The 12,643-nt window shown below is 59.9% G+C and carries 15 protein-coding genes; 8 read left to right on the plus strand and 7 right to left on the minus strand.

The features are described 5' to 3' along the window. Window positions 1-94: 94 nt before the first annotated feature. The 3 genes from VLI63_RS16955 to VLI63_RS16965 form a co-directional block, all read right to left on the minus strand. Window positions 95-1,540 (minus strand): MATE family efflux transporter, encoded by a 1,446-nt coding sequence (locus tag VLI63_RS16955; RefSeq protein ID WP_409158031.1) that lies wholly within the window; start codon window positions 1,538-1,540, stop codon window positions 95-97. 72 nt (window positions 1,541-1,612) lie between these two features. Further along, on the minus strand, window positions 1,613-2,059 hold the full coding sequence (locus VLI63_RS16960; RefSeq protein ID WP_409158032.1) for a MarR family winged helix-turn-helix transcriptional regulator: 447 nt from the start codon (window positions 2,057-2,059) through the stop codon (window positions 1,613-1,615). Window positions 2,060-2,294: 235 nt separating this feature from the next. Further along, window positions 2,295-2,573, minus strand: coding sequence for a hypothetical protein (locus tag VLI63_RS16965; RefSeq protein ID WP_409158033.1), 279 nt, complete (start codon window positions 2,571-2,573; stop codon window positions 2,295-2,297). A gap of 150 nt (window positions 2,574-2,723) precedes the next feature. Between VLI63_RS16965 and VLI63_RS16970 the strand changes: the two genes are divergently transcribed. Continuing rightward, on the plus strand, window positions 2,724-2,960 hold the full coding sequence (locus VLI63_RS16970; protein WP_409158034.1) for a hypothetical protein: 237 nt from the start codon (window positions 2,724-2,726) through the stop codon (window positions 2,958-2,960). Continuing rightward, window positions 2,957-3,301: a type II toxin-antitoxin system PemK/MazF family toxin gene (locus VLI63_RS16975; protein ID WP_409158035.1), complete on the plus strand. Its 345-nt coding sequence runs from the start codon at window positions 2,957-2,959 to the stop codon at window positions 3,299-3,301. The genes VLI63_RS16970 and VLI63_RS16975 overlap by 4 nt, the downstream gene beginning before the upstream one ends. 1,537 nt (window positions 3,302-4,838) lie before the next feature. Here VLI63_RS16975 and VLI63_RS16980 read toward each other — a convergent pair. After that, on the minus strand, window positions 4,839-5,366 hold the full coding sequence (locus VLI63_RS16980; RefSeq protein ID WP_409158036.1) for an ATP-binding cassette domain-containing protein: 528 nt from the start codon (window positions 5,364-5,366) through the stop codon (window positions 4,839-4,841). A gap of 95 nt (window positions 5,367-5,461) precedes the next feature. Here VLI63_RS16980 and VLI63_RS16985 point away from each other — a divergent pair, with 95 nt between their 5' ends. Further along, window positions 5,462-6,361: a phosphotransferase gene (locus VLI63_RS16985; protein ID WP_409158037.1), complete on the plus strand. Its 900-nt coding sequence runs from the start codon at window positions 5,462-5,464 to the stop codon at window positions 6,359-6,361. A 189-nt stretch (window positions 6,362-6,550) separates the two neighbouring features. On the opposite strand, the gene VLI63_RS16990 is transcribed toward VLI63_RS16985, so the two are convergent. Together VLI63_RS16990 and VLI63_RS16995 are read right to left on the minus strand one after the other, a co-directional pair. Next, the gene (locus tag VLI63_RS16990; RefSeq protein ID WP_409158038.1) at window positions 6,551-7,744 is read right to left on the minus strand and encodes an AI-2E family transporter; all 1,194 of its coding nucleotides are present in this window, start codon (window positions 7,742-7,744) and stop codon (window positions 6,551-6,553) included. Window positions 7,745-8,364: 620 nt separating this feature from the next. Continuing rightward, entirely contained in the window at window positions 8,365-8,916 is a 552-nt protein-coding gene (locus VLI63_RS16995; protein ID WP_409158039.1) for a hypothetical protein, read from the minus strand. A gap of 514 nt (window positions 8,917-9,430) precedes the next feature. Here VLI63_RS16995 and VLI63_RS17000 point away from each other — a divergent pair. Beyond that, on the plus strand, window positions 9,431-9,601 hold the full coding sequence (locus VLI63_RS17000; RefSeq protein ID WP_409158064.1) for a CsbD family protein: 171 nt from the start codon (window positions 9,431-9,433) through the stop codon (window positions 9,599-9,601). A 328-nt stretch (window positions 9,602-9,929) separates the two neighbouring features. On the opposite strand, the gene VLI63_RS17005 is transcribed toward VLI63_RS17000, so the two are convergent. Continuing rightward, entirely contained in the window at window positions 9,930-10,115 is a 186-nt protein-coding gene (locus VLI63_RS17005) for a hypothetical protein (protein ID WP_409158040.1), read from the minus strand. A gap of 441 nt (window positions 10,116-10,556) precedes the next feature. On the opposite strand from VLI63_RS17005, the gene VLI63_RS17010 reads away from it, so the two are divergent. The 4 genes from VLI63_RS17010 to VLI63_RS17025 all read left to right on the plus strand — a co-directional run bounded on the left by VLI63_RS17010 (window position 10,557) and on the right by VLI63_RS17025 (window position 12,591). Then, complete coding sequence (locus tag VLI63_RS17010) at window positions 10,557-10,679, plus strand: hypothetical protein (protein WP_409158041.1); 123 nt, start codon at window positions 10,557-10,559, stop codon at window positions 10,677-10,679. Window positions 10,680-10,832: 153 nt separating this feature from the next. Next, on the plus strand, window positions 10,833-11,651 hold the full coding sequence (locus VLI63_RS17015; protein WP_409158042.1) for a hypothetical protein: 819 nt from the start codon (window positions 10,833-10,835) through the stop codon (window positions 11,649-11,651). Then, entirely contained in the window at window positions 11,648-12,055 is a 408-nt protein-coding gene (locus tag VLI63_RS17020) for a phage holin family protein (protein ID WP_409158043.1), read from the plus strand. Before VLI63_RS17015 ends, VLI63_RS17020 begins: the two co-directional genes overlap by 4 nt. Continuing rightward, entirely contained in the window at window positions 12,052-12,591 is a 540-nt protein-coding gene (locus tag VLI63_RS17025; protein ID WP_409158044.1) for a DUF3618 domain-containing protein, read from the plus strand. The genes VLI63_RS17020 and VLI63_RS17025 overlap by 4 nt, the downstream gene beginning before the upstream one ends. The last annotated feature ends 52 nt before the right edge of the window (window positions 12,592-12,643 follow it).

Here is a 12,643-nt window from a genome sequence, read left to right on the forward strand (position 1 = left end):
GCTCGCCGTCCGGTTACCGGGCGCGAGTGGTGTCGTTGATACTTTGTCGGGCGTTGGTCATGGTGGGGGTGAGGATTTGTAACCTCTGTGGCGATCAGGCTTCGCCGTGCTTCACCATCTCCTCGGCGCGGTCCGGGGTGCCCTCGGTGAGGCCGCGGTCGATTGCTCGACGTGAGGTGAACCACATCACGAGGCCGACGAGGAACACGATGCCCTCGCTGACGGTTAACGACCAGATGATGCCGGGCAGTCCGAACCAGAGGTTGCCGAGAATGACGATGGGGATGAACATAACGCCTTGGCCGACGGACATCACGATTGCGGCCGCTGAGCGTCCTGTTGCCTGGAACAGCGAGGTGATGAGGCCGGCGAATCCATTGAAGATCGAGGACACCAGTTGTGCGGTGAGAACGACCACGCCGATCGCGATCACTGAGGGGTCTGCCGAGAACAGGGAGAACAACTGCTCGCGGAAGAGGAATACCGTGGAGGTGAAGATCAGCAGCACGCCGCCGACGGTGAGCGCCGATCCGCGCAGTGCTGCCGTGAGGCGAACCCGGTCTCCCTTGCCGAACGAGTAGGCAAGGAGAGGTAAAACGCCGATCGTGACACCCATGATCAGGAACTCCGGCACCTGCGCGATTCGGACGGCGACGCCCATCGCCGCAAGCGCGGCGTCACCATAGATGACCGCCAGATTGTTGAGAACCAGCGAGGTGATGATGAGGAACCCGGACTGCAGGAGTTCGCCGACACCTACGCCAACCACGGGCTTCATCACGGTGGACGAAAGGGTAAACCACCGCGGCGAGAGGCTAACATTCTCGCTGTTCCGTTGAAGCCATATGACGAAGTAGAGGACCACCCCGAGGTTGGCGAGTCCCATCGATAGTGCCGCGCCGACGACGCCCCAGTGCAGCTCGAGGATGAACAGCACGTCAAACAGGACGTTGAAGATCGTGGACCCGATGAGTCCGATCATTACCTGGCGCGCGGCACCCTCTGCACGCACGAGCTGCTCTAGGCAGAACGCGGCGGCAAGAATGGGAACGAAGGCAAGCATCACGGCGACGTAGGCGCTGGTCGCGGGCACTGCGGCCGCGTTCGCACCCAGAACAGTGACGAGCGGGTGGAGCAGGAGAAGTCCGACGCCGCCGAAGACCGCCCCGACGATGATCGAGCCCCAGAAGGCGAAGGACGCGACGTTCTTGATTTCGTCGGCCTTCGCGGGCTCATTCTCGGACGCGCCGAGGAGGCGCGAAATGAGCGCACCGCCACCGGCACCAAACATTCCGCCGATCCCCATGATCAGACCGAGCAGCGGAGTGCCGAAGGTGATCGCGGCCAGATACGCGGTGTTGTGTTGCGAGCCGATGAAGCCCGCGTTGATGACGTTGTAGACGGCGCCGACGATCATCGCGGCGGCCATCGGCACGGACAGGTGCGCGAGGGCCCGCACGATCGGAGCCGTCGACAGGTACCAGCGGTTGGTTCCGACGGCACTGGTGTTTGTGGATTCGAGGTTTGTTGTGTTGCTCATGACTGCTCTTTTCCGGGCATGGTCGAAGCACCGCGCCGACGGTCGTCGGAGCGGTGAGTGGGTCTTGCGTAGCTAGGGCCGCGAGGGTTGCGGCAGCTCTGCGGTGATCTTGGAGAGAAGGGCATGCAGTGCGTCCCGCTCGGACGTGTCGAGAGGAGCGAGAATTGATTCGTTGGCTGCGGACATCGCCTCCTCAAAGCCCGAGATGAGTTCGGCGCCAGCGGATGTCACGTAAACACGTTTGCTGCGCTCATCGCCATCCTCGGCGCGGCGCTCGACCAGGCCGCGGCGCTCGAGTCCCCGCAAGAGGCTCGAGACGCTTGCCGCGCTGGTGCGGGTCACCTGCGCGATGTCGCGCTGGATGACGCCGGAACTGTGAACGAGATAGCCAAGAACGAAGGACTGTTCACGGCTGAGTTCGCGCTCCCGAACCCAGTCCTGGCCAGCCATCATCTGGGCCCATCCGATCCAGCGGACGAGATCCATGCCGCTCGTGTCGGCGATCTTTCGTTCATTCATAATTAGAACTCTAACCATTAGATGCCATACTGTCAATCATCGAATACACGTGAATACTGAAGCGGTAGACGGAATACGTCGAAGGGCTACTGAAATCCTGTGGCGCGGAGTCGCAGGTGAACGCGTGGCGCGCACGTCGATCCAAGCCAGACGCGCACGATGATGGTTCCGACTCTTCGCTGGTGGTGTCCGAGCCCGTCGGACTCAGCCCAGAATTGTCCGTACGCGGTTCCCCTTATGCACCGCTCAGTGGCTTTTCATCGCTGTCAAGTGGTAGTGGTGGAGCCGCAATCAGCGTCTTGAAGGTTGTCACCATGAGAACCACGAATGCTAGAGCGCAAACCGCCAGCCCTGCGGAGGTCAGATTGGCAACCCAATCCGGGGCCGAGATTGGATCTAGCCCTTGTTCCTCTCGGACGCGATATTTCACGCCTTCAATCAAAGTCAACACGATCACGAGAAGGAGGGAGATACCTCCCACGATTGCGGAGATCACTAACAGGCGCTTAGTCACACTTCACTCTCCCGCCACTGTCATGATGCGCAAATTTCGCAGGCTGCATGCTCAACCTACGTTAGGTGTGCCCATTCGCTAACGTTCTCGCGTCGCGCAGAGGGTTCCATGTCTGGTAGGGAGTCTTGCCGCTGTTGGTATACTTGAAGTATGACTACAACGATCAAAGTCAGTGACGGGTTGCGGGACCATTTGAAGGTTCAGGCAGCCCGAGATGGCCTGACGTTGGGTGCCCACCTGGCTCGTCTCGCCGAGGCAGACGACCGCGCGCATCGGTTGAGCGAGCTCAAGACGGCGATCGCCGACACATTGGGCGAGGATTCGATCTCCTACTCAGCGGAGACCACCGAGTGGGAGCGCACCGAACTCGCTGACGCGACTGCATGAGCGATCTGGACCTCGCGCCGGGGGTTGTTGCCTGGGCAACACTCGAGCCTGTGCATGGCCGCGAGCAGGGCGGGCATCGACCCGTTCTCGTGGTTGCCTCGGCCGGCTACCTCGACGCTGTCACAACGCTCGTGATCATCCTTCCGATCTCGACCGTAGACCGCGGCTGGCCGAATCACATCGCCGTTGACGGTCCAAGCGGCCTGGATCGCGCCTCATGGATCATGAGCGAACAGCCTCGCACCCTCTCACGCGACCGGATCACCGCGGTCGCCGGACAGGTCTCCGATGGATGCCTCCACACCGTGCGCGTATGGCTGAGAGACTTCCTCGACATCTAACCGAACCGCCCGCGATCAACCGTTGCGCTGAGGTTCCGCTTACGGGCGGCGCCTTTGGTCGAAAAGTGCCCTCGAGGCTGCTCCCGTGATGGAAAAGGATGCCGCCCGCTGATCGTCCGGCTAACCGGCAGTGATTGCCCTCGGGCGCGGTTGGGGTTCGGACGTGAAAGCAGGGTCGTGCCCACAGTGATCGAAGACTTCAGAGACTCGTTGCCTGTCGGCCAGTCAGTGTCGCTTGGGACGCAGCGATCTTAACACTCTTCCACCAAAACTGCTGCTTCCGAAAGTCCACGGCTCGTATTCAACAGCTGGTAGGGGCGCTGGCGGCAACAGTGTCGAACCAGAGACTGAATCTAAGTCACTGGGATCTTCTCCGAAAAGTGACACACGGACAATCGAGCCACGGGGCACCCTCGATCCAGGCAAGGGTTCTTGCCGGGTGATGTAGAAAGCGCGGGGCCCATTTTGATCGAGGCACACACCTTCGGGATCTGTGTTGAGAAGATGAATCCCGAACTCAAGGAGGACGTCGTCAGCAACCAGAATCCGGATCCCTAAAAAGTCTGGGACTGAGATCAAGTCTTCTTCAGAGACCTTCATCATGGGTCACTTTCGCCGCGTGTTTATCGAAATATTTTACCGACGATAGGTGAGGGCTGACAAACCCCGGGGGGCGAAGGGTGAAGATCCCTGAGTCAGCACCGCTGGATCCCCACTGCCGGTCAGTGAACTGGTCGACTGGCTCAAGCTTCGCTAGCCAGGCCGAAAGCCGGCTTGACGTCGTCCTTGTTGGGTTTCGTGAGCTGAGCACTGGTTCCGTCGGCCAACCGGCCGGACCCGTCTTTGCCGGCCTCCGCATCCGACTGTTGATATGGTCTCGGTTGGTCGCTCACCCGGTGAGGACGGCGAGTAGGTCCGCGACGGCTAGACGCCTTTCGTCAACGGGAGTTGGCAAAAGAACTGCATCCTGCCAGAGTGACCGGACAAGAGATATGTCACCGCATAGTCACTGCGGCGGTTGGTTGCGGTGCGCGTTTTCCGGTTGAATGATGGCCAGTCCGAGACGGACGAAGTCGGTGATGTCTACGGATATTGGTGGCGGGAGCTCGAGGTCTGTCGGCTGGGGATCAGTCATGGCAGCCCTCCGCGGCTATATCTCGTCGTCGGTTCATTTTCATTGAAGCCCCCCCTGCCGGGTTCGACGTTTTCGGCGCCTGGTCCTCAAGGAGCAGGGCGAGTTTTGTGCGAGCTCTGGAGTAGCGGCTTCGGGCGCTTGAGGGGTTCATTCCGAGATGTGCTGTGGCGTCGACGAGGGAGAATCCGTCCCAATGCACCAAGGCGATGAGTTCTTGAGATGAGGCGTCTAGTCGCTGACCCGCGGGTGGCGGCTTCGGGGCATCCGGGAGAACCTCCCTCCGATACCGTAGAGGTTCGATTTGACGTTCCCCAGTCACACGGCCTCGAGCCCGGCGATCGAAAGGTGAGTTTGTCGCTCTGGCCGTTCCTATGCAGTCGGAGGGTCTGTTGGTCGATCTGGTCAACTCCACCCGGACAAGGCAAAAAGTTCATTCGCGATGTCGCGGACTTCGCGATCGTCAGTGGACACTTGGCGCACCTCAGCAGGTGCGTTGAGCTGAAGTTCCACCGCCGCTACTTTGCTGCGCTTGATTGCCGCTTCAAGCCCGGACCCAACTTCGCGTTGTGCCAGCCGATCGGTAGCGGTCGAATCGCTTGCCGTGAGGAGCACCCCCGTCAGGCTGACGTCCGGCCCGAGGGCTGCGGTCAAACTCGGCATCTGCAGAACACTTACCGTGTTGGTAAAAATTAGACGCGAGCAGCCAGCCGCTTGGTAGTTTCTCCACATCGCGGCCAGGTTCTGTTCGGCGAGACTGATGCCATCCCGCCATGGTTCCGGATGCGCCTGGTCGAGGTTGTCCCCTTCGATCAGGGCGTGGGCGATGTCCTCAACCGCGAAGAGCGAAGAGATCTCGGCAGCAACGGTGGTCTTGCCAACTCCGGAGCGACCACCGATGAAGATCACCTCGGTCCGCTTGATTGTCTGCATTCGCAAATTCTGACACGGTGGCGCGGAGATGATCTCGGGCCTATACCAACGAGCAGACCCCGCACGCCGTTTCCTTGCGGGCGCCGCGTGCGAGGATGACGTTCGTGATGCACGAGGGCCAAGTGGAGCTTGCCGCTGAAGAGGTGGCTTCTGCGATCGCGGCGCAGTTTAAAGAGTTTGCTGGGTTGCCCGTAGAGCGTGTCGAATCAGCTGGCACCGTCGTTGCGCCGTTTCGCGTCGGTGAGCACGTCGTCGCCCGCCTGCCGCTCGTGCCGACCGATTCGGATGTCGCACGAGAGAATATTCGCGGTGAACAGGCGCACGCGGTAGTCCTCGCCGGTCTTCTCGACATCGCCGTGCCACAGATGCTTGGTATCGGTGAACCGTTTGAGGGGTACCCGGGTGTCTGGACCCTCTGGACCTGGTTGCCTGGCAGATCACTCGACCGGTTAGCAGTGTGCCGGGATGTTCGTCTCGCCACAGACCTCGCCACTGTACTTGGTTCTATTCAGTCGTTGCAGACGGGCGGTCGGCCGTGGAATGGCGTAGGTCGAGGCGGACGCCCGCTCGCCGACACGGCCTGGGTGCGGAAGTCCATTGACCGATCAGCCCATCTCATCGATCGGGCTAAAGCGACACAAGTGTGGGAGCGAGCGCTTTCGGCCCGACCACATATCGACCCGCCGTCGCGCATCCATGGCGACCCGATGCCGGGCAATTTTCTCATGGACGACGGTGTGCTGACGGGCATGGTGGATGTGGCGCTGCCGGCAATTGGCGATCCGGCTGCAGATCTCCAACCTGCGTGGGTTCTCTTCGAGGAGCCAGCACGCAGTACATTCGTCACCGCAATGGGACTCGACATTGCCGCCCAGGAGCGCGGACTCGGGTGGGCTTTTGAGATGGCGATCGGTGGCCTGCATTACTACGAACACACCAATCCGGTGTTCTTTAACCAAGCGTTACAAACCGTGCAACGGCTACTGACTGACTAAGTACCACCGCACTGAGCTCAGCCAGTTGACGCACAAGCGGCTGCAGGAGGATCCCGAACGTGCTCATTCTCAGCATGCAACACGGTCGCCTATTCGGGATTGAGCCGTCCAGGGCACGGAGAGCGCGTCCGTTTGGGCTCATACAGAAGATCCCGTCTACGAACCCGCTGCAACGAGTCCACGAGGGGATCACTCCTTTTCGAACACGCCTGCGGCAGCGTCGTATTCCGCGCGTTTCTTGGACAGTGCCCTCCATTCGCCACTCGCGACGTAGGTGAACATCACGTTTATCGTCGCCAGGATCGGCACGGCGAACAGGGCACCCGGAATTCCGGCGACGTACGATCCGGCAGCGACCCCGAGGACGACAGCAAGCGGGTGCACTTTCACGGCCGTTCCCATCACGAGCGGCTGCAGTACGTGCGCCTCAAGCAGGTGAACGCCGAGCACGCCACCGAGCATGATGACGGCTTGGATCGGTCCGACATAGACGAGTGCGATTGCGACGGCGATGACACCTGTTGCGATCGCCCCGACGACCGGGATGAACGAGGCGAGGAAGACCACGATCGCGATGGGAATAGCGAGAGGAAGGCCGAGGAAGAAGGCGAAAAGCCCGATCCCGACGGCATTCACGGCGGCCACGAACACCTGCACCCGAACGAAGGTGGTCAGGGTGAGCCATCCGGCCTTTCCAGCTCCGTCGACAGCTGTACGCGCACGACGTGGGAACAGTTTCGTCACCCAGCGCCACACCCCGGTGCCATCGATGAGCAGAAAGATCGTGGAGAACAGCACGAGTAACGCCCCGGTGAGCAGATGAAGTCCGGATGTTCCGATCGTCAGCGCACCACTCGCCAGGTTCTTGCTGTCCGACTGGATCGCGGTGCCAACCTGCGCGAGATAGGAGTTGAACTGGGAGTCAGAGACCTGCAGCGGCGAGGTCTTCAGGAACACCCTGAAGTTCGTGTAAGCGCTGACGGAGCGCTTCTCAAGGTCTGGAAGCCCGGCCCGCACCTGCAGCACAACGAGGTAGATCAGTCCGCCGACCACCACAATGAAGACCACGAGTGCGATCACGATTGACAGCCATTTCGGCAGCCCGTGCCGCCTGAGGAAGTTGGAGAACGGCACGAGCAGCGCCGAAATCAGCAGCGCGACCATGAACGGGATCACGATTTCCCTCAGGTTCACGATGAGCAAACCGAAGACCACGAGCGTGCCCGTCAACGCGAGGATGCGCCACGCCCACTGTCCGGCGATCTCGACCGCCACCGGAATGGATGCCTCTACCCGTGCTTTTCGCAGCGGGGCGGTCGGCACCAGCTCCGGCACCCGAACAGCAGCGGTCTTCGATCTTCCCCAGAGTCCCATGGTGTTCATCTAACCGTGCGGGCGTCGGCGCTGCCATCCGGTTGCCCACCACGCGGAGATGATGTAGCGAAGATGGCGCGAAGAGCAGTTAGTCGTGTCTTGTCCAGGCGATTGCGTGCCCGCTGATCGTTCCCAAGTGACACATCCTCGAACCCGCAGCACGGTGCGTGGGTCTTACACGCGGGCGACTTTGAGCGCGCCTCTGGACCTTGCTGGCTAACCAGATGCGTCGTTACGAATGTCCCTGGAGTCGCGGCCCTGTTTTCGGGCCCGAAGACTCCGAAGATTGCCGAGACAGTGGGGAAGATGCTTGTGAGCATCCCGAGGATCGCTGCGCATACTCGTGTTGTGGAGATAGACCCGGGCATATCCATTCAAATTCGCATCGGCGTACATGACCGCACCCCCGCTCTCGAGTTGTGTTGCCGAGCGCGTGCTGCGGTGATGGGAAACCTCTAAACGCAACAACGAATTCGGTCGCCAATAGTGCAAATTGAAGTTGCTCTACTCGGCTGAGGGTTCACCGAGGTCTCGAAGAACTGGCGACGCCCGGGTTTCACGATACCGACGCGTGGCCGTGCGGCGCGCACGTGAACAGCGGAATGCCGACGGTCTCGGCAGAAAGATTTTTATCTGAGTTTCTTCACGGCTGATTTCAATAGCCCCTTGATTGGTCGTTGCTGCTCGCCCTGCTGGGCGGCAAGGACGATCATCACCAAAGTTAAGGCGGGAGTGATCCACTGCAGAATTCGTTGACGATCCTGCGCGGTGGACAGGGCATCGGAGGACTCGGGGGACGGTTCGGTCACCCCGTCAGTGGGTTCATCCTGATGGTCGTGAATGGTTTTGCCCAGGATGCCGGAATACAAAGTGGACGCTCCGGCGAGGGCCGTGACGACGATTTTCACCACTGTGTTCGCGCGACTTTCCGGCTGGACGAGAAGCCGACCTTTGTTAGAGGCGATGAGGCCCACCCCGCCCACTCCGTGGACGGCAATCGCGGCAAGTTGCAGGGGCGCCCATCGGGACCAACCGAGGGAGGACAAGCGAAGCCGTTCCGACGAGGGAGTGGCTGCGGCAGTAGCCCCATTCAATCCGACAGCACCCATAAGAGCACCGCCGAACCAGGCGGCAAGTCCGATGTCGTGCAGACTGCGGATGAAAGTGTTGCGTTTGGTCATGATTCTCCTAATATTGCGGGGATATATGCCCACTATCTGCCGATTTTGTTGCGAAACTAGGGCTTGAAATATTGGCACGACTGGAGCAGGGCCTCCGATTGGCCGGCCTTATGCTGATTTGCCGATGGACGCGCCCTATTGGCCTGCTGCGGTGTGAACCCGGGCCGATTTGACGGCAAACACGAAGGTGTCAGGCTCCGCTCCCCTGATTCATGCGCTGCGCAACTGCATGGACTCCGTCTGCCGCCGGAGCGTGTGATGTGGTCGGTCGTTCTCGCAGTGAAGGATTGCGCCGAGGATGGCCTGATCCGATCGCGAGGTTAATGGCGGCCGGACCGTTAGGTCTCTCATAGGTCATAGGAGGGTGCGAATTGCTTACGCTCGGCGGTAAGGAACCCGCGGATCGATCGGTAATGTCAACAACTTTCTACCTTAGGTTCTTCGGTGATTCAAGCCCTGTTCTGGGCCGATGGAAGAGTTGTACTTTGTGGGAGAAATGAAAGGAGATGTGCACATGGGTGCTGACGACAAAATTAGGAACGCTGCTGAAGATGCGGGCGGGAAGATCAAAGAAACTGTGGGGAAAGTCACCGGAGACGACAGCAAAGTCGCTGAAGGTAAGGCGGACCAAACATCTGCGGACGTCAAAAAGGCTGGCGAGAACGTGAAGGACGCGTTCAAGTAGTCAGATAGTTCGCTCGCGAACGCCCCCTTCCACGCTGGAAGGGGGCGTTTCGCTATTAGTCGCGACTGTGCAGAGCGGTCGGACTGGGCGCGCGCACATTCGACCTTCACGCTCTCACCTTATGCAGTGCATACCGGCCCCGTAGACGTCCGAGCCGTTCGCCCGCCGGGCTTTCGAGCGCAAGCGAGGCAACGACTGTTGTGTGGGTCATAATGCTTTGTTCAGCGACATATTCGAGTCGGACGCGGTCGGGCGTGGTGTTCTCCCCACCGCTGAATACATCGGGGATCGGCAACTTTACTACTCCGGGACGGCCTGTCAAGGGGATTTATTTTGTCTTCTTGGATAGGAACACTGATGACATCACCATGCTCGCGCCGGTCACCCGGTCGGCATAGATGTTCGCCATCGCATCCCCGAAGACGCGATGGCGAACGTTGGCAAACGCAATCAAACGCTGGCGAAAAATGCGCCCGAACAGGAATCGCGCACGGCTGCGAACGTGAGAGCCCACCCCCCTTACCCTCTCATGTTCGCAACGGCGACTTCGTGGTTGGGCGCACGATTTGCTCTCCGTGCTTCATATCAGAGTGACCGAGAGGTCTTGTCCCTATCTGTGAGTTTGGAGTTTTTGTGTCCTCAATCGATCCATCCTCCGGCGATCAAATCACGTATGACCCCGGTACGCGCGATCGTGTGATCGACGAACTCAGTGCAAGCGTTTCGACCGGGTCATCAGTTGAGTTATTCCCGCCGGCGGTTCCCGCTCGCGCGGCTGTGAGCGCTGTCTCGTCTTGGGAGAGAGTTGTGGAGTGGGACCGCTTTAGGCCGGTGAACCTCCTTTTGAGATGACGGATTTAACAGCCACGAGCCCCCTATTTTCGTTTTTGTTGCCAAGCAAATTACCTCACCACGAACATCCGAATTTCGGATTGGAAAAAAGGAGGAAGGAACGATGATCGAAACGAACAACATCGACGATCTGATCGGCGTTGACGACTTCGGTGAAGATGACACGAAGGTCGGCACTGTCGGGCACGTGTATGTCGATGCCGAAACTCAGAGCTGCCTTGGGTGACTATCAAGACCGGCCTATCCGGCACCTCGGAAAGCGTCGCCCCGCTAAACATCGACAACGATGGTGTCGCGGCGCGTCGAACCCCCTTATTGAATACGTACCCCGCTGTCCGGCGGGGCACACTTTCCCCTATTAAGCCTGTGAAAGGACATCATGAGTACCGAATACCCCAGCAACAATGTTCCAGACCATGACGCGGCAGCCACAACTCCGTTGTTCGACGAAATCACGCATACACACCCCGAGGGTGAGCAGACGGACACGTCTGGTAACCCGGCTGTGGTCGAAGCCGAGTCGGCGAAGGGAGAGGCCAAAGCTGTAGCCGGAGATGCAAAGGATGCCGCTCGCGACGTGGCGGATAGCGCGAAAGACAAAGTGGCTAACGTCGCATCAGAGGCGAAAGGTCAGGCCAAAAATCTGCTGGAGGAGGCCACAAGCGAACTGCGCGAGCAAGCCGGGACACAGAAGAAACGAGCCGCCGAGCAGCTGCACTCTGTCGGCGAGCAGCTCACGTCTATGGCGGATTCCTCCGAAGACAACGGTCCGGCTGTGGACCTGGTTCGAAACCTCGGCGGCCGTGCGGGTGCGGTCGCGTCTTGGTTAGGCGACCGGGACACCGATCAAGTGTTAGCGGATGTGCGAAAGTACGCCTCCCACAATCCGGGCACTTTTATTGGCATCGCAGCGGTCGCGGGGATCCTCGCGGGACGGCTTTCCAAATCTCTCGTAACGAATGCCAAAGACGACAACGAAAGCTCGACCTCAGCATCTGCGGAAAACTCGTCCCCGGTCTCGGAAGCGCCCACTCAAACCTCTTCCGTGCATGCCCCGAGTCCACAATCCGTTGCCGGGGGTGCAGAAAATTCGTCCGTCACGTCCGCCTCTGACCGCGTCTCTTCGAGCGGATCTCTCAGTGGCGACTCCGTATATGGCACGAGTATCGATTTCGATCGTCGCGGTGACTCGCTGTGACGGAGCTCAACCCGGAGGAGCGGGCGGCGACAACATCGTTGGGGGATCTCTTATCCAGCGTGACCGCCGATATCTCCACGCTGTTTCGTCAGGAGGTCGAGCTTGCTAAGGCTGAATTGAGCGAATCGGCGAAAAAGGCGGGCAAAGGAGCCGGGATGCTCGGCGGCGCCGGCGTTGCCGGCCTCTATGTGCTCCTGTTCGTGTCGATTGCTGCCTGGTGGGGATTGGGGTATCTGGTCGGGAACGCCTGGTCGGCCCTCATCGTCGCGGGAATATACGCGATCGTCGCCTTCGTCCTGTACCTGGCTGGCCGAACCCAGCTGAAGACAATCACGGGCGCTCCGCAAACGGTGGAGACGCTCAAAAATATTCCTGAAACACTGAAACCTGGAGGTACCTCATGAGCAACCCCGACGCTATCCGCGCTGATATTGAGCGAACCCGAGCGAGCCTGGACTACGACGTTGACGCCCTCGCCGACAAAGTCAATCCATCGAGCATCGCCCACCGCCAAACGGAGAAAATCAAAGGCAAGGTCGGATCTGTCCGGGACACTCTCATGGGCTCCCGAGATGATCTGGCGGCATCGGCGGAAGATGTGAAAGATAAGGTACAGGAAAAAGTTCAGGGCAACGCTATCGCCGTCGGCCTCGTGGTCTTCGGCCTTGGTTGGCTCGTTTCATCGCTGATCCCCGCAAGCATCAAAGAGCAAAATATTGCGGCGACGGTCAAAGAGAAAGCCGCGCCATTAACCGAAGCGGTCAGTACAGCGGTCAAGGAGTCTGCAGCTAATTTGAAAGAGCCCGCTATGGACGCGGCACAATCAGTCAAAGATTCCGCAACCGACGCCGCAGCCTCGGTAAAAGAGGATGCGCAAAACGCCGTCGCGGAGGTGAAGTCCAGCGCGACGGACTCCGCCGAAAGCGTTCGGGACGCCTAACCCACGAGAAGGCGGGCCGGTTCAGATACACCCGAACCGGCCCGCAACGTGG

The sequence above is a fragment of the Lacisediminihabitans sp. H27-G8 genome (genome assembly GCF_046156175.1).
Taxonomy (GTDB): Bacteria; Actinomycetota; Actinomycetes; order Actinomycetales; family Microbacteriaceae; genus Lacisediminihabitans.

Excerpts from the sequence above, each read along its gene's own strand:
- VLI63_RS16955 (WP_409158031.1), bottom strand. The coding sequence starts at position 1,540 with ATGAGCAACACAACAAACCTCGAATCCACAAACACCAGTGCCGTCGGA.
- VLI63_RS16960 (WP_409158032.1), bottom strand. The coding sequence starts at position 2,059 with ATGAATGAACGAAAGATCGCCGACACGAGCGGCATGGATCTCGTCCGC.
- VLI63_RS16970 (WP_409158034.1), top strand. The coding sequence starts at position 2,724 with ATGACTACAACGATCAAAGTCAGTGACGGGTTGCGGGACCATTTGAAG.
- VLI63_RS16975 (WP_409158035.1), top strand. The coding sequence starts at position 2,957 with ATGAGCGATCTGGACCTCGCGCCGGGGGTTGTTGCCTGGGCAACACTC.
- VLI63_RS16980 (WP_409158036.1), bottom strand. The coding sequence starts at position 5,366 with ATGCAGACAATCAAGCGGACCGAGGTGATCTTCATCGGTGGTCGCTCC.
- VLI63_RS16985 (WP_409158037.1), top strand. The coding sequence starts at position 5,462 with ATGACGTTCGTGATGCACGAGGGCCAAGTGGAGCTTGCCGCTGAAGAG.
- VLI63_RS16990 (WP_409158038.1), bottom strand. The coding sequence starts at position 7,744 with ATGAACACCATGGGACTCTGGGGAAGATCGAAGACCGCTGCTGTTCGG.
- VLI63_RS16995 (WP_409158039.1), bottom strand. The coding sequence starts at position 8,916 with ATGACCAAACGCAACACTTTCATCCGCAGTCTGCACGACATCGGACTT.
- VLI63_RS17000 (WP_409158064.1), top strand. The coding sequence starts at position 9,431 with ATGGGTGCTGACGACAAAATTAGGAACGCTGCTGAAGATGCGGGCGGG.
- VLI63_RS17010 (WP_409158041.1), top strand. The coding sequence starts at position 10,557 with ATGATCGAAACGAACAACATCGACGATCTGATCGGCGTTGACGACTTC.
- VLI63_RS17015 (WP_409158042.1), top strand. The coding sequence starts at position 10,833 with ATGAGTACCGAATACCCCAGCAACAATGTTCCAGACCATGACGCGGCA.
- VLI63_RS17025 (WP_409158044.1), top strand. The coding sequence starts at position 12,052 with ATGAGCAACCCCGACGCTATCCGCGCTGATATTGAGCGAACCCGAGCG.